19 protein-coding genes are annotated in these 16,742 nt (G+C 64.8%); 10 read left to right on the top strand and 9 right to left on the bottom strand.

Annotated features, from left to right (window positions below):
* Nucleotides 1–4 precede the first annotated feature (4 nt).
* The 5 genes from V6K60_RS08810 (at nt 5) to V6K60_RS08790 (ending at nt 4,930) form a co-directional block, all read left to right on the top strand.
* Entirely contained in the window at nt 5–625 is a 621-nt protein-coding gene (locus V6K60_RS08810; protein WP_332450150.1) for a (Fe-S)-binding protein, read from the top strand.
* Complete coding sequence (locus V6K60_RS08805; protein ID WP_332450149.1) at nt 622–1,863, top strand: methanogenesis marker 16 metalloprotein; 1,242 nt, start codon at nt 622–624, stop codon at nt 1,861–1,863. Before V6K60_RS08810 ends, V6K60_RS08805 begins: the two co-directional genes overlap by 4 nt.
* On the top strand, nt 1,860–3,152 hold the full coding sequence (locus V6K60_RS08800) for a cysteate synthase (RefSeq protein ID WP_332450206.1): 1,293 nt from the start codon (nt 1,860–1,862) through the stop codon (nt 3,150–3,152). Before V6K60_RS08805 ends, V6K60_RS08800 begins: the two co-directional genes overlap by 4 nt.
* Nucleotides 3,145–4,269 (top strand): sulfopyruvate decarboxylase subunit beta, encoded by a 1,125-nt coding sequence (gene comE / locus V6K60_RS08795; protein ID WP_332450148.1) that lies wholly within the window; start codon nt 3,145–3,147, stop codon nt 4,267–4,269. The genes V6K60_RS08800 and comE overlap by 8 nt, the downstream gene beginning before the upstream one ends.
* Nucleotides 4,270–4,666: 397 nt before the next feature.
* Entirely contained in the window at nt 4,667–4,930 is a 264-nt protein-coding gene (locus V6K60_RS08790) for a hypothetical protein (RefSeq protein WP_332450147.1), read from the top strand.
* Between the two features lie 16 nt (nt 4,931–4,946).
* Here the strand turns inward: V6K60_RS08790 and V6K60_RS08785 are convergent, their stop codons facing one another.
* From V6K60_RS08785 to tfrA, 3 genes are all read right to left on the bottom strand, one after another.
* Nucleotides 4,947–5,879: an AEC family transporter gene (locus V6K60_RS08785; protein ID WP_332450146.1), complete on the bottom strand. Its 933-nt coding sequence runs from the start codon at nt 5,877–5,879 to the stop codon at nt 4,947–4,949.
* Nucleotides 5,880–6,153: 274 nt separating this feature from the next.
* Entirely contained in the window at nt 6,154–7,617 is a 1,464-nt protein-coding gene (tfrB, locus tag V6K60_RS08780) for a fumarate reductase (CoM/CoB) subunit TfrB (protein WP_332450145.1), read from the bottom strand.
* Nucleotides 7,614–9,245, bottom strand: coding sequence for a fumarate reductase (CoM/CoB) subunit TfrA (gene tfrA / locus V6K60_RS08775; RefSeq protein ID WP_332450144.1), 1,632 nt, complete (start codon nt 9,243–9,245; stop codon nt 7,614–7,616). Before tfrA ends, tfrB begins: the two co-directional genes overlap by 4 nt.
* A 71-nt stretch (nt 9,246–9,316) precedes the next feature.
* Between tfrA and V6K60_RS08770 the strand changes: the two genes are divergently transcribed.
* Nucleotides 9,317–10,705: an aspartate kinase gene (locus V6K60_RS08770; RefSeq protein WP_332450143.1), complete on the top strand. Its 1,389-nt coding sequence runs from the start codon at nt 9,317–9,319 to the stop codon at nt 10,703–10,705.
* On the top strand, nt 10,698–11,696 hold the full coding sequence (gene purM / locus V6K60_RS08765) for a phosphoribosylformylglycinamidine cyclo-ligase (protein WP_332450142.1): 999 nt from the start codon (nt 10,698–10,700) through the stop codon (nt 11,694–11,696). The genes V6K60_RS08770 and purM overlap by 8 nt, the downstream gene beginning before the upstream one ends.
* A 450-nt stretch (nt 11,697–12,146) precedes the next feature.
* Here purM and V6K60_RS08760 read toward each other — a convergent pair whose 3' ends face one another.
* The 6 genes from V6K60_RS08760 to V6K60_RS08735 form a co-directional block, all read right to left on the bottom strand.
* The gene (locus tag V6K60_RS08760) at nt 12,147–12,404 is read right to left on the bottom strand and encodes a type II toxin-antitoxin system VapC family toxin (RefSeq protein WP_332450141.1); all 258 of its coding nucleotides are present in this window, start codon (nt 12,402–12,404) and stop codon (nt 12,147–12,149) included.
* Nucleotides 12,389–12,595, bottom strand: coding sequence for a DUF2281 domain-containing protein (locus V6K60_RS08755; protein WP_332450140.1), 207 nt, complete (start codon nt 12,593–12,595; stop codon nt 12,389–12,391). Before V6K60_RS08755 ends, V6K60_RS08760 begins: the two co-directional genes overlap by 16 nt.
* Nucleotides 12,596–12,849: 254 nt before the next feature.
* A complete protein-coding gene (locus tag V6K60_RS08750) occupies nt 12,850–13,086 on the bottom strand; it encodes a hypothetical protein (RefSeq protein WP_332450139.1) in 237 nt (78 codons plus the stop codon).
* A 76-nt stretch (nt 13,087–13,162) separates the two neighbouring features.
* Nucleotides 13,163–13,690, bottom strand: a complete 528-nt coding sequence (locus V6K60_RS08745; RefSeq protein WP_332450138.1) for a ZPR1 zinc finger domain-containing protein — start codon at nt 13,688–13,690, stop codon at nt 13,163–13,165.
* Nucleotides 13,690–14,067: a cell division protein SepF gene (locus V6K60_RS08740; RefSeq protein WP_332450137.1), complete on the bottom strand. Its 378-nt coding sequence runs from the start codon at nt 14,065–14,067 to the stop codon at nt 13,690–13,692. Before V6K60_RS08740 ends, V6K60_RS08745 begins: the two co-directional genes overlap by 1 nt.
* Before the next feature lie 50 nt (nt 14,068–14,117).
* Nucleotides 14,118–14,615 carry an RNA-binding protein gene (locus V6K60_RS08735; protein WP_332450136.1) on the bottom strand — a complete coding sequence of 166 codons (498 nt, stop codon included), beginning with the start codon at nt 14,613–14,615 and terminating at the stop codon, nt 14,118–14,120.
* Nucleotides 14,616–14,722: 107 nt separating this feature from the next.
* On the opposite strand from V6K60_RS08735, the gene V6K60_RS08730 reads away from it, so the two are divergent.
* From V6K60_RS08730 to purF, 3 genes are read left to right on the top strand one after another with little or no spacing between them, the layout of a single operon-like run.
* The gene (locus tag V6K60_RS08730; protein ID WP_011843085.1) at nt 14,723–14,950 is read left to right on the top strand and encodes an LSM domain-containing protein; all 228 of its coding nucleotides are present in this window, start codon (nt 14,723–14,725) and stop codon (nt 14,948–14,950) included.
* Between the two features lie 14 nt (nt 14,951–14,964).
* Nucleotides 14,965–15,147 (top strand): 50S ribosomal protein L37e, encoded by a 183-nt coding sequence (locus tag V6K60_RS08725; protein WP_292519094.1) that lies wholly within the window; start codon nt 14,965–14,967, stop codon nt 15,145–15,147.
* Between the two features lie 9 nt (nt 15,148–15,156).
* Complete coding sequence (gene purF / locus V6K60_RS08720; protein WP_332450135.1) at nt 15,157–16,593, top strand: amidophosphoribosyltransferase; 1,437 nt, start codon at nt 15,157–15,159, stop codon at nt 16,591–16,593.
* The last annotated feature ends 149 nt before the right edge of the window (nt 16,594–16,742 follow it).

Here is a 16,742-nt window from a genome sequence, read left to right as displayed (position 1 = left end):
CCCGGTGGCGTGGCGACCACCCGGGAAGGACTGCGGGGCCTGCGGAGCCCCGACCTGTGAAGCCTTCCTTTCCCGGGTCCGGCAAGGAGGAAAGGTACTCGCGGACTGTGTCTTCTACCGCACCACCGCCGCGTCTTCCCGGTTCGAGGGCGAGGCATGCCATACCGGCCGGGACATCCTCGGTGCGGAGTACGACTTCATCCTCGACCCCCTGCCCGGCGAGGTCTCGGCCCGAAAGATCGTCCTCCCCTTTCGCCCGGACCTCGTGGAGAAGTGGGAGATTAGAGCCGGGGATATCGTTATCGGGCGACCGGCCGGTGCCGGCTGCCCGGTCCAGCACGTCCTCTCGGTCCTCCACGCAAGCCCGGTGAGCGGCCTTCTTACCTGCCTGGTCGTCGGCCCGCAGGCCTCCCGGGGCGGAGGGTTTAAAGATGTGGAGGCATACCACATCATCGGTTTTGAAGGGATTGCCCGGACGGTGCGACGTGAGCCGGTCTTTGGGATGCGGCAGCGATTCCTGCCCGGCTACTGCATGATGGATCTCGGGCATACGGGTGTCGTGAACATGGTCCTCGCACAGTCCGGCGGTCTTCACGTGCGGGTGGAGGATATCAGATTACTATGAAGACGATGAGAGAGATCGACGAGAAGATCCAGAACGGGTCCGCGGTCGTCTACACCGCCGCGGAGTTCAAGCGGCTCATCCGCGAGGGTGCGGAGGTATCGGCTGAGGAGGTCGACGTGGTCACCACCGGGACCTGCGGGGTGATGTCGGGGACCGCGGCGATCCTCTCGGTGCCGGTGGCCGATCCGGGGACGTTTGAGCGGGCGGAACGTGCCTGGTTGAACGGGGTCCCCTGCATGCCCGGCCCCTGCCCGAACGAGCGCCTCGGGCTCGTCGACCTGATCGTCTCGGGGACCGCCCACGCCGGGGGCGGCTACGGCGGCGGCCACCTCTTCCGCGACATCGTCGAGGGGCGCGAGATCGAGGTGCTGGTGGAGGCCGCCGACCGGTCGATCGAGGCGAAGGTGACCCTCGACGACTTCTCCTACGCCCGGCTCTTCACCACCCGGAGCGCCTACCGGAACTACACCGCTTACGTCAACACCCAGCTGACCCGGGTGAAGACGATCTTCTCGGTCACGGGGCTCGAGGGTCCCTGCCGGGAGGCCTCGGTCAGCGGGTGCGGCGAGATCAACCCCCTCCAGAACGATCCGCTCGGGCTTGCGGTCGGTGCCGGGACGCCGGTCCTCCTGAACGGCTCGGCGGGGCTCGTGACCGGGGAGGGGACCCGGAGCACGCCCGAGCGGCCGAACCTCACGGTCATCGCCGATATGGCCGGGATGCAGCCCCGCTACATGGGCGGGTTTGCGACCTCCGCCGGGCCGGAGTGCATCACGAGCCTCGGTGTCGCGATCCCGGTCCTGGACGACCGGCAGGTCGCGGGGCTCCGCATCCTCGACGAGGCCATCCCCCTCCCGGTCGCCGATATCAACACCCGGAGAGTCCTCGGAGAGGCGACCTACGCCGACGTCTGGCAGCGGCCCGACCGGGAGGTGACCTACCACCCCGAATGGTGCGAGGAGTGCTCGACCTGCACTGTTGCCGCGGTCTGCCCGACGGACGCGTTCACCCGCGAAACCGGGATCGACCGCGACCGCTGCCTCGCCTGCACCGCCTGCCTTGGTGCCTGCCAAAACAACGCCCTCGAGGCGGGGGAGGGCTCGCTCCGGGTCCGGGGGCGGCGTGTCCCGATCACGCTCCGCCAGTCCGGCCGGACGCTCGCTGAAGACCTCTGCCGGGACCTAAAAGAGCGGGTCCTCGATTCCCGGTTCACCTTCACGGGGGGCGGGAGATGTTGAGGGAGAAGTACCTCCTCCGGTGCCCGGGGTGCGGCCGGTCCTTCCCGGACCATTATACCCTCGACTGCCCGTCGGGGTGCGACGCCCTCCTCCGGACGGTCTACCGGGAGCGCCGGCTCGTCCTCCGGGACCTCCCGGGGATCTTCCGTTACATCGAGTGGCTCCCGGTCGAGGGTCACCTCAAGATCGACGCCGGTCCGGTCTCCTACGAGAGCGTCGGCCTCGCCCGGGAACTCGGTCTCTCCCACCTCGCCATCACCTTCTCCGGCTACTGGCCCGAGCGGGGCGGGCGGATGGAGACCTGCTCGTTCAAGGAACTGGAGGCGCAGCCGACGCTCCTCCGTCTCCGGGAGAAGGGGGCCGGAGTCATCCAGGTATCGTCGGCAGGGAACACGGGCCGGGCGTTCTGCCAGGTCTCGGGCCTGACCGGGGCCCCGGTCGTGGTGGTGGTCCCGGCGGTCGCCGCCGAGCGGCTCTGGACGACCGCCCCGGCCGAAAACGTCTGCCTCATCACGGTGGACGGGGACTACTCCGACTCCATCGCGTTCGGGCGGGAGGTCTGCTCCCTTTCCGGGATCGTCCCCGAGGGCGGGGCGAAGAACGTCGCCCGCCGGGACGGTATGGGGACGGTGATGCTCGACGGGACACTTGCCGCCGGGAGGCTCCCCGACTCCTACTTCCAGGCAGTCGGGAGCGGAACCGGGGGGATCGCCGCGTGGGAAGCGGCCGAGCGGCTCATCGCCGACGGCCGGTTCGGTTCCCGCCTCCCGGAACTCCACCTCTCCCAGAACCTCCCCTTCGTCCCGATGGTCCGGGCCTGGGAGGCAGGGAGGCGGGAGATCGTGGCCGGGGATATGCCTGAGGCCGAGGCCTCGATCTCCCGGGTTTACGCCGACGTCCTGACGAACCGCCACCCACCCTGGGGAGTGCGGGGCGGGGTCTGCGATGCGCTCGCGGCTTCTGGCGGGAGGATGTATGCGGTCACAAACGACGACGCCCGGTCCGCCGGGCGGCTTTTTGCCGATACCGAGGAGATCGACCTCGACCCGGCCGCCGCTGTCGCGGTCGCCTCGCTCGTCCGGGCGGTGGAGGAGGGGCTCATCGGCCCGGATGAGCGGATACTCCTGAACGTGACCGGCGGGGGCTACGAGCGTGCGGCCGAGGACCTCGACCGCTACCCGGTCGAGCCCTACCTCCGGGTCCGGGCCAATGAGACATTCGCGGGAGACCTCCGTGACGCTGTCCGGGGCTGGCTTGCGGAGCAGGCGGGGGTGGCTATCCGTGCGTGAGGGCTGCGTCCTTGACCGGCTCGCCGCCCTCGGGGTCGATACCGTGGCGTCGCTCCCCTGCGACCGGACGCAGGACTTCTGCGCCCTCATCCCGGAACGGTTCCATGCGGTGAACCTCACCCGGGAGGAGGACGGTGTCGGGATCTGCGCCGGACTGGCGATGGCCGGGGGGCGGCCGGTGCTCCATATGCAGAGTTCGGGGCTCGGGAACTCCCTGAACGCGATCATGTCCCTCACCGTCACCTTCGGTCTCCCGCTCCCCGTCCTCGCGAGCTGGCGGGGGGTCTACCGGGAGGCGATCCCGGCCCAGGTCCCGTTCAACCGTGCGATCCCGGAGGTGCTCGCGGCGCTCGGGATACCATATACGGTCATCCGCGGCCCTGAGGACGAGGCGCTGATCGACGCCGTCGTCTCCGATGTCTACGCTTCCATGCGGCCGCACGTGGGACTGATCCTCCCCTCGTTCTGGGAGGGGGCGGAGGAGGCCTGCCCGGCGGAGCAGCCGCTCCCGACCCGGGCCCGGGAGTCTGCGCTCGAGTACCGGCGGACGTTCCGCGAACCGGCGATGACCCGGAACGATGCAATCCGGGTGATCGCCGCCGCCCTGGATGGGGAGGCGGTCGTCGCAAACATCGGCGTCCCCTCAAAAGAACTCTACGCGGCAAACGACCGGGACCTGAACTTCTACATGCTCGGGAGTTACACCCAGGCGACCCCGATCGGGCTCGGCCTTGCCATCGCCACCGACCGGGAGATCGTCGTCCTCGACGGCGACGGGTCCCTGCTCGGGACCGCCGTCCTCCCGGTGGTGGCAGCGGAGGCGCCGGAGAACCTCACGATCGTCTGCCTGGACAACGGGGCCTTCGGGAGCACGGGAAACCAGCCCACCCCGGCCTCCGGGCTGGTGGACATGGAACTCCTCGCCCGTGCCGCCGGGATCCGGCGGACCTGCAAGGTGCAGGATGAGCGGGAGCTCGCGGAGACCTGGGAAGACCGGGGCCGGGGGCCCACCTTCATCCATGTGGTCCTCGCGCCCGGGAACGCGGCGGTCCCGAATATCCCGCTCGCCCCGGCCGAGATCCGGGAGCGGTTTATGCGGGGGCTTCGGGGTGTTTAGCCTCTCCATCGACCGGGTCTACTGGTACCTCCCGTACGTCAACACCGGCCTTGGGGGCATGGTCTTTCTTCTTGCAACCCTCCCGGACAGTGGCGTGGTAGGAGGGCATTTCTCCGCACGACCCGCATTCCCGGTCTTTAAGGGGCATGTTTTCTTCATGGATCTGAAATTGGGTCCTGATTGCTAAACAGGCTTCACAGAAAGAGTTTATAGGAGAACGTTGACTTCTCACCCGTAGATGCCGATATCCGGGGATGTGCCAGGGTCTGGTGAACAAGATGGACGAAACGGATGGGCTGTCGGCGCCCCGAAGGGGTGAGTTACTATGGTTCTGGAGAGACGGGGAGTAGCCCTGCCCGGGCTGTTCCTCGCGGTATCGGTCGTGAGGTGATCTTTGGTGGAACACAGATATCTCGTCGTGCTGATGCTCTCCGGCATCGTGGGCGGCCTGTATGCTGCGCTCACCTACCAGTGGGTCTTGATGATCCTTATCGCCGCACTGGTGGTGCTGATCCTGATCGCCGCCGAGATGCTTCGGCAGGTCCGGTTGCTCTCAGAGGCAATCACCACCGGCGTGGCGGACCTGGAGGAATCGATGGTGTCCATGGAGCAGACCGTCGAGGAGATCGAGCGGCGCTTGAACGACCCGGGGAACCGGTGAGGACACCGCTACTACCCTAGAGCAGCAGCGTCGTCACCAGCGGGATCGTAACGAGCGACCCGATCGTCGAGACGAAGACGATCTGCGACGCAAGCTTTGAGTCCGCACCGTACTGCTCCGCAAAGATGACGGTGTTTGCCGCGGCGGGCATCGCGGCCATCGTGATCATGATCCCGTTGATGTAGGGGTCGGGAAAGATCGGGGCGAGGAGGTAGCAGTAGGCCGCCGGGACCGCGAGGAGGAGGACGGCGCTCGCGACCCAGATCCGCCAGTTCCCGACCATCTCCCGGGCCGGGAAGGTCGCGAGCATCGCCCCGACGATGATCATGGCGAGCGGCGTCGTCACCCCGCCGAGGAGGTCGATCGAGTCGATGAAGGGGCTCGGGATCTCTACCGACCCGAGGAAGAGGGCGAGCCCGACGACGGAGGCCGCGATCCCGGGGTTTACGAGCAGACGGAAGTCAAACCCGTCCCTCCTCACCCCGGTGAGCATCATGATCCCGACCGAGAAGACCAGGATGTTGAAGATGAGATTGAATATCGCGACGTAGAAGAGCGACTCCTGCCCAAAGAGCGTCAGGGCGACCGGAAACCCCATGAACCCCACGTTCCCGAAGACGATCGCGAACTGGAGCACCCCTTCCTCCGCGGCCGGGACCCGCATGGCCTTCGAGACGGCCCAGGCGATGGAAAACGATATGATGTAGAGGGCCCCCGTCGCAAGGATCAGGGTCTCGGCACCCGCGAGGCGCTCGGTGGTGAAGGGCACCTGCATCGAGGCAACGATCAGTGCCGGCAGGGTGATGTTGATGAGGAGCCCGGAGAGCCCCCGGGTGGCCCGGGGGTCCACGATCTTCATCGAGACGGCGACGTAGCCTGCGGCGATCAGGAGGACCAGGATGAAGATCTGGTCCGCAACTACCAGGAAGTCCGTGATCGCACCGTTCATAAGGATACCGCTCCGTCCGGTTCATGAAGGTGAGTGCCGGTACCCCTTTACGGTTCTGCTTGGGGGTATGGGGTGCAGTGAGTGAGCGGGAGCCTGCCCGGGTTTTAGAGCGGGGTTTTTCGGGATCGCGGCGTGTTCATCACACAGAGGAGCGCCTTGCCTGCGTAGGGGAGGAGGGGTGCAGCTGTCCGGGACTGTGGGGTGTCGGCGGGTTCGAGAGCATGAACGTCTGGTATCGGCCACTCGCCGAGTAAAAAAAAGAGTTCTTCGGGGTTTACGCGGAACCCTTCCGCTCCGCATCCTTCTTCCGGTAGCCCTCGAGCAGCACCGTCACCAGGTTCTTCACCGGCACGTCCGTGCAATCCGCGATATGGAACTCGCAGAACGGGCAGACCGTCACCACCACGTCCGCGCCGGTCGCCTTCACGGCCTCGCCGCGCTTCGCCCCGAGCGCCATCGCCTCATCCGGCACCCCCGACCGGACGCCGCCGCCGGCGCCGCAGCACTGCGAGGGCATCTCCACGAATTCCCGAACAGCCCCGCGCAAGAGCGTCCGCGGCTGATCGCGGATCCCCTGGCCCCGGAGGAGGTGGCAGGGGTCGTGGTAGGTCGCCCGGACGTCGAGTTTCGCCGGGGGTTCGATCCCGTACTCCGTCAGGACCTCCGTGACGTCTTTGACCGTAAACGGCGTATCGTAATCGTTCTTCAGCGTCGCCCCGCACCCGGCGCAGATCGTCATCACGGTCGTGATCCCCCGGCTGGCGAAGGCCTCGATGTTCTTCTGCTTCAGGCCCGCGACGTCCGCCGTCTGCCCCGTCCGGATCAGCGGCGAGCCGCAACAGACCTGCTCGTGGGGGACGATCACCCGGATCCCGTTGCGCTTCATGACCTCCATCGCGTCGAGCGCCGTCTGCGGCACCCGGCCGTTGAACATGCACCCGACGAAGAACCCCACCTCGCCGCGGACGGGACCGTCGGGCTCGATCACCTCGGGCACCTGCTCGAGGAACGTCTCTTTGGTCCGCTCGACGCTCCGTCCTGTCTCCCGGACCAGCCGCGCCACCTCCCGGTGGCGGGGGAGGGTCAGCCCGCGGCGGTTCGCCAGTTCCCGGAGTTTCTCGATGGCTTTGCCCGGGATGTCGATATCCTTCGGGCAGACCTCCGTGCACCGCTTGCAGGTCGTGCAGTAGAAGAGCCCCTTCTCGATCGCATCCGTGATCCGGTCCCCGGAGTCCCGGGGGTCGAGGGCGAGGCGCATCTCCTGTCGGAGAACCGTCGGGCCGGCGAAGTCGGTCACCTGGAGCGCCGGACAGGCCGATACGCAGGAGAGGCACTCGATACAGTCCCGGAGCGGCTTGATCGCCGCGATCTCTTCGGAGTCCGGGAGGGCCGCGTCCGGCGCCGGGCAGATCCGGGCGATCTTCGCGATGACCGGGCTCATGTCCACCGTCAGGTCTTTTAAGACCGGGAGGTCCAGCGGCTCGACCGTCATCCCGTCGCGGGCCTCTTCCATGCAGGCGAGGACGGGCGTCCCGTCCACCCGGACGGCGCAGCTCCCGCACTGGCCGGACCCGCAGCAGTAGCGGTAGGCGAGCGTCGGGTCGTGCTCGTCGCGGACCGCGTGGAGGGCATGGAGCACCCGGGCGCCCTCGTTCACCCGGACCGTGTACTCCTCGAAGTACGGTTCCTCATCCATGGCGGGGTCGAAGCGCGAGACCCGGAGGGTGATCGTTCTCATGCCGCGACCTCCCGGCGCTCGATCCGCGCTCCTGCGAGCGAGATGCAGGTATGGGAGAACGGCGAGGTTGCAGGCTCGGTCACGACCGTCGCGTCGCGCCGGACGTGGGCGCCCCGGTTCTCGGGCCGTAGGAGGGCAGAGCGGACGATCAGGGACGCCGTGGTGCACATATTCCGGACCGTGCAGCACTCGAGCAGGTTCGCAGTCGAGGCGGCGTGGAGCCGCCGGTCGGTGAGCCCGCGGATATCATCGAGCGCCGCCGTCAGGTCGGCGGCGGTCCGGAAGATCCCGGCCTTCTTCCACATCGTGAGTTTCAGGTCTCTTCGGACCGTTGCGGGAGCGGTATCGCCCACAAAGAACTCGTCGAGCATCCGGAGCGTCTCGTCGACCCGGGCCCGGTCGAACCGGCCGCTCTGCACCGGCGCCTTCCCGGCGGATTCCCCGGCACGCTTCCCGAAGACCTGCGTCTCCGCGAGAGCGTTCCCGCCGAGGCGGTTTGCGCCGTGCACCCCGCCGGAGACCTCCCCGCAGGCGAAGAGGCCGGAGAGCGTCGTCCGGCACTCCGGGGTGATCCGGAGGCCGCCCATGATGTGGTGGGCGGTGGGCGCCACCTCCATCGGCTCCCGCCGGATATCCACGCCATAGGTGAGGAACTGCTCGAGCATCACCGGGAGGCGGGTCTCGATCTTCTCTGCGGGGAGGTGGGTCACGTCCAGGTAGACCCCGCCGCGGTTCGTCCCCCGGCCCTCCAGCACCTCGGTCGCGATCGCCCGGGCCACCACGTCCCGGGTCGAGAGCTCCATCCGGGCAGGGTCGTAACGCTCCATGAACCGCTCCCGCCGGGCGTTCAGGAGGATGCCCCCTTCACCCCTGACTGCCTCCGTCACCAGGCGGCCGCGGGCGTCGTAGGGATAGACCGCTCCGGTGGGGTGGAACTGGATCATCTCCATATCGATCAACTCCGCCCCCGCCCGGTAGGCCATGGCGAACCCGTCCCCGGTCCCGGCGGCGGAGTTCGTGGATATATCGTAGACCTGCGTCCCCCCGCCGGTCGCAAGCACCGTGGCGTCGGCCGAGAAGAGGATGGGGTTCCCGTCCCGGTCGAGAGCGATCGCGCCGGCGACCGCGCCGTTCTCGTCCGGTACGAGGTCGACGACCGAGACTTCCTGGTAGAGCTGCGTATCCGTCGCGTCGAGACGGTCGAGGAGGGTCATGATCAGCTCGTGGCCCGTCCGGTCCCCGGCGTAGCAGGTCCGGGGGAACCGTTGCCCTCCGAACGGCCGTTGTGCGATCGTGCACTCGTCCGTCACATCGAAGACCGCACCCCACCGGACGAGGTCGTTCATCCGCTCCGGCGCCTCCTGGACCAGTACGTCCACGAGTGCCGGGTCGTTGAGGTACGCCCCGCCCTTCAGCGTGTCTTCGCGGTGGACGTCGATCGAGTCTCCTTCTCGCAGAACAGCGTTGAAGCCGCCTTCCGCCATCGTCGTGCACCCGCCCTTGCCGGCAATGGTCTTGGAGACCAGGACCACGCTGCCGTACCGTGAGGCCTCGATGGCAGCCCGCACCCCGGCGCCGCCGCTCCCGATAACCAGCACGTGCGCGTCCACACTCTCGTCTACAAGCATTATTAGTCGGTGAGTTGTATAATACCATAAAGCAATTGCAGGGGACACGTGAGCCAGAAATGAGGCTTTTAATGAAATTTGGCGGCACCTCCGTTGGAGAAGCGGACTGTATCCGGCGGGTCGCAGACATTGTAGAATCCAATCGTGCAGCAGGCAACGAGGTCGCATTGGTCGTCTCGGCCTGCTCGAAGGTCACCGACCAGATCATCGCGGTGACCGATGAGGTTGCAGCGAGCAAGGAGCAGCCCCCGATCGGGGACCTCCTCTCCGCGGTGCGGACCCGGCACACCCGGCTCCTCGAGGAGGTGGCCCCCGACTACGCCGGCGAGGCGCTCTCGGTCATCGACGACCGGCTTGTTCAGCTGCAGAACATCCTCAGCGCGGTGCATACCTTGAAGGAACTGACGCCCCGGTCCCGCGACTACATCATCTCCTTCGGGGAGCGGCTCTCCGCCCCGATCGTCTCGGCCGCCCTTCGGCAGCGCGGTATCCCCTCGGTTGCCCTCGACGGCGCCGAGGCCGGGATCGTCACGACCGCGAACCACGGGGACGCCCGCGCTCTCCCGGCAAGCGAGGCGAAGATCCGGAGCCGGGTCACCCCGCTGCTCGTCGATACCGTCCCGGTGATCATGGGGTTCATGGGGGCGACCGAACAGGGCGTCGTCACCACCCTTGGCCGGAGCGGCTCCGACTACTCGGCTGCCGTCGTCGGCGCCGGGATCGATGCCGACGAGATCTGGATCTGGACCGACGTCGACGGGGTGATGACCTCCGACCCCCGGATCATCAAGGACGCCCGGGTCCTCGACGACATCTCCTACCTCGAGGTGATGGAACTCTCCTTCTTCGGCGCGAAGGTCCTCCACCCACGGTCGGTCGAACCTGCGATGCAGAAGGATATCCCGATCCGGGTCAAGAACTCTTTCCGGCCGGAAGTCCCCGGGACCCTCATCCTCCGGGATAAGCACCAGGAGAAACGGGTGGTCAAGGCGATCGCCCTGATCGAGAAGGTGGCCCTGGTCAACGTCAACGGCGCCCAGATGATCGGCCGCCCCGGTGTCGCAAAGACGATCTTCTCCGCGCTCGCGGAGCAGGAGGTGAACGTCATGATGATCTCGCAGGGCTCCAGTGAGGCGAACATCTCCCTCATCATCGACGAGTCCCACCTGGATGCCGCGGTCGAAGCCCTCACCCCGATCGTGAAGCAGGGTGTCGTGCGGGAGGCCACCTACGACCGCGACGTCGCTGCGGTCGCCGTCGTGGGTGCGGGGATGGCCGGCACCCCGGGGACGGGAGGCCGGATCTTCTCCGCGCTCGGCCGGGCCTCTATCAACACCATGATGATCTCGCAGGGCTCAAGCGAGGTGAACGTCTCGTTCGTCGTGAAGGGCAGCGAGGGCAAGCGGGCCCTGCAGGTACTGCACGATGAGTTCCGCCTATCGGAGAATTCTGATGACTGATAACAGACATACTTACCGCGATGCCGGGGTCGATATCGACCTCGAGGCCCGGGCGGTGCGGGCGCTGATCGACTCGCTCACCTACCAGAGGACCGGCGCGTTCTCGATGCTCGGGAAGGTCGGGCACTTCGCCGGCCTGATCGACTGCGGCCCCTTTGTCCTCGCGCTCGCGGTCGACGGCGTCGGGACGAAGATGCTCGTCGCCGACGAGCTTCGCGACTGGAGCACCGTCGGGATCGACTGCATCGCGATGAACGTTAACGACCTCTACGTGATGAACCTCGAACCGGTGGCGTTCGTCGACTACATCGCGACCGACGCCCTTTCACCGGAGAAGATGGCCCAGATCGGCCAGGGCCTGAACGAAGGGGCACGGCTCGCGAACATGAACATCGTCGGCGGCGAGACCGCGACCCTCAAAGGGCTCGTGAACGGCCTCGACCTCGCGGGGACCTGCCTCGGGGTCCAGAAGAAGGAGCGGCTCGTCAACGGTGAGACGATCGTCCCCGGCGACGTGATCGTCGGCGTCCCCTCGAGCGGCATCCACAGCAACGGCCTGACGCTCGCCCGGAGGGTCGTCGAAGACTGCGCCTCTTACGATACGCTTCTCCCGAACGGGAAGACTCTCGGCGAGGAACTCCTGACACCGACCCGGATCTACCACGAGGTGCTCCGGGTGACGGAGGCCTGCGAGATCCACGGGATGTGTCATGTCACCGGCGGCGGCCTCCTGAACTTCAAGAGGCTCACGGGATACGGGTTCTCCTTCACCGATCCCCTCGCGGTCCCGGCAATCTTCGCCTGGCTGCAGGAGGCCGGCGGCATAAGCGACGTCGAGATGTACCGCACCTTCAACATGGGCATGGGCTACGCCTTCGTCGCCCCGGAGAAGAGCGTCGCCGCCATCCGGGCGATCATCCCCGATGCCCGGGTGGTCGGCACGGTGACCGAGGAGCCCGGGGTGCGGCTGAAGGGCGTCGAGATAAAGTGAGGGATCTCCCCTCGCCCCTCCGAGTTTTTTCTGCGTTGGATGAGGCATCCGTCGCAAAGTGCACATAACGGTGCTCATGCCTCCGCCCAAAGGCCGGCTGCACCCTTCGGGCAGCTATTTTAGCAGCGCAATAGCCGCCAGAGTTCAGTCTACGGGGTCTTTCCGCCGCCCTGGAGTTATCGTCAACGCCGGTTCACATCTATGGTTTATTATTTTCCCTGGAGGTCGCGAGCGCAACACCTCTCAACGCTCGACAACGTCCGCAGGTGTCAATCGCCCGCTGGGCGTCTTCTCAAAAGCGATGGGCCGAAGGGCCGGAGCGTGAGCATCGTTAGGTGCGACTCTCGGTATCGAATGATACGAGCGCAAGACCGTTTTCGACCGCGGAGGTATACTGATATGCGTCATCGAAATCGAGGCGGTACAACTCCATGGCCTGAGCGAGGCGCCTCATCTGACGGGACCAAGGGCGATCACGGTCACCGAGCCCTCGATGAAGAGATCCGTAATAAAGTTGCAAAAGACTGACATGCACCCGAGACGACCAAGGATCACGCCGATGGAATGGAGTGAGAAATCTGTGATGAACAACCGTTCGGATGGAACGGTGGAGAGGAACTCGTCCACTTCTTCCGAACGGCCCTGATCAAGGAGGCGTTCCAGCCAGATATTCGTGTCCAGAAGGTACATCGTCACTCGGTACGCCACGAAAGCGACTCTTTCTGCAGTTCAAGAGCAGTGTAGTTGTCCCGGTACCGGCGAAGCGCCCCTGCCCAGGTCTGCCGGAGTGGCTTGCCCTGCTTGCGTCTCTGTTTCTGAAGGAGGTAGGCGACGAAGTCCAATGCCTCTCTCTGGTGTTCGGGGGAGAGTTCCCGCACGAGTTCCTCGATATCCGCCATAACATTCATCCCCGCATTGATCCGTGGATCCGGATAGGTATCTATTGGTCAGACTTGACAAGAACATTTTCCTCACCGAGATTGTAATTCTTCTGATCCCGCAGTGAGGGCTTCCCTGTTGTCGTGCACAGTGCGAACCTAGCGAGCATGAGAAGCCATCAGGCTTTGAGGCGCGATGAGGCGATCCCTGAAGCAGGAGTACCTACCGGTCCTCCTCACTACGCTCGCCTCTCACACCTGTCCGGTATTCCCGTCTAAGCCCCCCCGCCTGCCTCCTCGAAGTAGTGCATCGCCTCAGGGGCGTGCTCCCGGACCTGCTTCAGGAAATGCTCGGTGAGGTCGGGGTCGGCCACCATGAGCGAGTGCTGCATCGCCCGCTCCGTCTCCTTGGATAATCCCCCGTCCCGGTCCATCTCCGCCTTGATATCATGGACGGCGTTCTCGACCTCCATCTCGCTCTCCCACTTCAGCACTGATATCGTTTGTGCCATTCACTTCACCTCAGGGTGTCGCGTATGGGAAGAGGTCCTACTTTATAGTTACCCGGTGGGGCAAAAAAGAAGAATTTCAGGCTTCGCCCAGATCGAGGAGCATCTTTTCGGCTTTATCGCTGACGAGCATGCTGTTTCCGGCGGGGTCCTCGAGGATGACTGTGAACGGGAAGACCACCTCCCGCGCTGCGGCGAGCGCATCAAGCGTCTGGAGTGCGGCCGCCCGCTCCTCGTCGCTCTCCGGGTTTGCGAGGACCGTCCCTACCGCCTGCTCGAAGCGGGAGAGAACCCCCTCGATGTTGGTGACGAACCCTTCACAGGCAGTCCCGGGCTCGACCGAGAGACCGAGTTCCGGGATCTCGATCGTCCCTGTCGTGCTCCGGGCCACCCGGATGGCGAGGTCGCCGGGCTCCTCCACGCGCACCGTCCATCGCACCGGGTCGCCCTCCCCGAGGATGATGGTGTCGGTGTGCCGGTAGCCGCAGGCGTTGCAGGAGATCGCGACGAGCAGGAGGTCGGGGAAGTGGGGGATATCGAGACGGTGGTGGACCATCTCGATATCACACCCGCACGCCGGACAGGTTCCGGGATAGGTCTCCCGCACTAGACGCCACCGCCGATCTTGTCGCGGGAGACCTTGACGGACATCGGCGTGATGACGACGTACTTCTGCTCCCCGAGGCCGACGATATCGCCGTTCACATCCTTCGCCACGTCACGGAGGTCCTTTAAGACCCGCTCGAACGTCACCTTGTCCATCTTCAGCCGCCCGATATCGACGATGACGATGTTGCCGTTGTAGACCTCGTCTTTGACGCGGGGGGTATCCTTGAGGTCGGCGATGGTGGCGATCTTGATGTACATGGCTGCCGGTTCTTCGGCGCCCGATCCCTCATACGAGGCGAGATCGAGTTCCATGTATTCGTCTTCGTTTTTGACGGGACTTTTACCGAGGATGCTGTCAAAGAGCTTCTTAACCATAAGAAAAATGAGGAAAGAATTTTATTTAATAGTATCTTTTAAAATCAGTCTCATATCTCAAGATTCCAGATGTCGTCCCCGACATAATGGATGCTCTTGACCGACTTCCCCTTCTCCTGCCGCTCCATATCGGCGGCATCCAGGAGCGCAATACCGACAGCGAGCGGTTTGCCGTACCGCTCCTCGACAACCTGCACCGGGCGCCCCTCGCGGATGTCGGGTGCGATCGCGACGATCCCGGGGCGCATGGCGTCCGCGCCGTTTGCGACGAACTTGATCGCGCCGGCGTCGACCGTCACCCGCCGCTCAGGGAGCGGGTGTTCGACGAGGCCCCGGAGGGTGGGGAAGGCCCAGTCCCCGGAGGCCATCAGGAGCGGTTTCTTGTCGACGAGGTAGAGTTCGACGGAGGCGTCGGTCTCCACCCGCTCGATCCGGTCGGACCGGAAGAGTTCGGCCGACGGACCGATCTCGCTCGTGAGCCGGTCCAGGAGCTCGGTTATCTGCGATTTCCGGATAACGTGACGTTTCTTTACAGCGATCTTTGGCATGGTATCTGGACCTCAGGGGGCAGGTATCTCTGCACCAACGCGGTTATATTTAAGTAGCTTCTTCACTCAAATATATTACTCCAGAATGGACGGCACAGGGTAATCTTATGACGCCAAGACCGTTGGATATTTTAGATCAGGTACTGAATCGTCAGCCCGTCATCATCAGTCTCAAAGGTGGAAGGGAGATCCGGGGAATCCTCCAGGGATACGACGTTCACATGAATCTGGTATTGGATAAGGCAGAAGAAGAAGTGGACGGCGCGGCGCAGAAGCTCGGCACGTTGATCGTCCGCGGTGACAATGTGATCTACATTACCCCTTCAGTAGAATGAGCAGGTGAAAGTACATGTCAAAAGGCACACCCTCAATGGGCAAGAGGCAGAAGCGCACCCACATCGCCTGCAGGCGGTGCGGCAAGATCTCGTTCCATGCACAGCACAAGGTCTGTGCGTCCTGTGGATTCGGCAAAAGCCGGAGGATCCGCAGTTACCGCTGGACGGAGAAGAAGGCAAAGGTACCGACGCATTAGAGTTGTATCATGTGTGGTATCGTTGGCATCGTCGATGCTGGCGGTGTCTCTTTCCCGCTGTATTATGCCCTGTACGCTCTCCAGCACAGGGGGCAGGAGAGCGCGGGGATCTCCACTTTTGAAGGCACGACCCTGTACACCCACAAGGCCCAGGGGCTCGTCGCCGAGGTCTTCAACAGCCATACCCTGCAGGGTCTGCGGGGCACCGCGGGAATTGGACACGTCCGCTATCCGACGACCGGGTCAAAGGTTCCTGAGAACGTTCAGCCGTTCAACTTCCGGTATCAGGGGCTCGACCTCTCGATCGCCCACAACGGAAACCTGGTGAACACCGGTGAACTCCGGGAGGAGTACGAGCGCCGGGGACAGATCTTCTGCACCACGAGCGATACGGAGATCATCGGGAACATCATCGCCGAAGCACTTCGGACCTCAAAGAGCATGGAAGACGCCGTCCAGCTCTGTATGCGGCGGCTGCGGGGCTCCTATGCCACCGTTGCGCTCTTGAACGATACCGTCTACGCCTTCCGCGATCCGCTCGGCATCAAACCGCTCTGTATCGGCAAGATCGACGGCGGCTACATCATCGCCTCGGAGAGCGTGGCGATCGACGCGCTGGATGGGACGCTGGTCAGAGACGTGCGCCCGGGAGAACTCGTCAGGATCGACGAGACCGGGCTCTCCTCCATCCAGATAGCGACCGCGAACAGGACGGCGCACTGCATCTTCGAGTACATCTACTTCGCCCGCGCCGACTCGGTCATCGACGGGACGCTGGTCTACGACGTCCGGCGCAGGATCGGGCAGAAACTCTATGATGCGAGTCCCCTTGAGGCAGACACGGCCTGTCCTGTCCCGGACTCCGGGATCGCGTATGCCGCAGGCTACGCCGAGCGGTCCGGGATCCCGTTCGTCGAGGGGCTGATGAAGAACCGCTACATGGGCCGGACGTTCATCATGCCGACCCAGCAGCAGCGGGAGCGGGCGGTCCGGATCAAGCTCAACACCGTCAAGGGGAACCTCAAGGACAAACGAGTGGTTCTCATCGACGACAGCATCGTCCGGGGGACGACGTCCCGCCGGATCGTGAACATGATCCGGAATGCGGAGGCGAAGGAGATCCATCTCCGGGTCGGCTCCCCGCCGATCGTCGCTCCCTGTTACCTCGGGGTGGATGTGCCCACCCGGACGGAACTGATCGCGAACGGCCGGGACGTCGAGGCGGTGCGGGAGAGCATCGGCGCGACGTCGCTCACCTACATCCCGCTCGAGGACCTGGAGGAGGCGATCGGGTGCGACGACCGGAACCTCTGCACCGGGTGTCTGACCGGGTGCTACCCGGTGGAGATCAACGGGGAGAAGAGCTGCCACTCTGTCGTGAACTACGTGGCCGGCACCCACCAGTCCGACCTCTCGGCCTTCAAGGCCGGGAAAGAACGGACATAAGATATTTTTAGGCACCCCGTTCGGGGTGCCCCTCTCTTTTCGAGCGTCGAAACTCTGGAAGAGATCCGGATGGAGTTTTGGCTGCCCTGATCCGCGCATGATCTCGACGGGGAACGCAAGCGGGGTAACGGCTCCGGCCATGCGGTCCC

This window comes from Methanoculleus sp. (assembly GCF_036677455.1).
Taxonomy (GTDB): domain Archaea; phylum Halobacteriota; class Methanomicrobia; order Methanomicrobiales; family Methanoculleaceae; genus Methanoculleus.
The sequence above is the reverse complement of the archived record's forward strand: the minus strand, read 5'-3'. Positions and strand labels throughout refer to the sequence as shown.

What these genes read in the sequence shown, in the direction of transcription:
- V6K60_RS08805 (WP_332450149.1), top strand. Translation starts at nt 622, where the DNA reads ATGAAGACGATGAGAGAGATCGACGAGAAGATCCAGAACGGGTCCGCG.
- V6K60_RS08785 (WP_332450146.1), bottom strand. Translation starts at nt 5,879, where the DNA reads ATGAACGGTGCGATCACGGACTTCCTGGTAGTTGCGGACCAGATCTTC.
- tfrB (WP_332450145.1), bottom strand. Translation starts at nt 7,617, where the DNA reads ATGAGAACGATCACCCTCCGGGTCTCGCGCTTCGACCCCGCCATGGAT.
- tfrA (WP_332450144.1), bottom strand. Translation starts at nt 9,245, where the DNA reads ATGCTTGTAGACGAGAGTGTGGACGCGCACGTGCTGGTTATCGGGAGC.
- V6K60_RS08770 (WP_332450143.1), top strand. Translation starts at nt 9,317, where the DNA reads ATGAAATTTGGCGGCACCTCCGTTGGAGAAGCGGACTGTATCCGGCGG.
- purM (WP_332450142.1), top strand. Translation starts at nt 10,698, where the DNA reads ATGACTGATAACAGACATACTTACCGCGATGCCGGGGTCGATATCGAC.
- V6K60_RS08755 (WP_332450140.1), bottom strand. Translation starts at nt 12,595, where the DNA reads ATGGCGGATATCGAGGAACTCGTGCGGGAACTCTCCCCCGAACACCAG.
- V6K60_RS08750 (WP_332450139.1), bottom strand. Translation starts at nt 13,086, where the DNA reads ATGGCACAAACGATATCAGTGCTGAAGTGGGAGAGCGAGATGGAGGTC.
- V6K60_RS08740 (WP_332450137.1), bottom strand. Translation starts at nt 14,067, where the DNA reads ATGGTTAAGAAGCTCTTTGACAGCATCCTCGGTAAAAGTCCCGTCAAA.
- V6K60_RS08735 (WP_332450136.1), bottom strand. Translation starts at nt 14,615, where the DNA reads ATGCCAAAGATCGCTGTAAAGAAACGTCACGTTATCCGGAAATCGCAG.
- V6K60_RS08730 (WP_011843085.1), top strand. Translation starts at nt 14,723, where the DNA reads ATGACGCCAAGACCGTTGGATATTTTAGATCAGGTACTGAATCGTCAG.
- V6K60_RS08725 (WP_292519094.1), top strand. Translation starts at nt 14,965, where the DNA reads ATGTCAAAAGGCACACCCTCAATGGGCAAGAGGCAGAAGCGCACCCAC.
- purF (WP_332450135.1), top strand. Translation starts at nt 15,157, where the DNA reads ATGTGTGGTATCGTTGGCATCGTCGATGCTGGCGGTGTCTCTTTCCCG.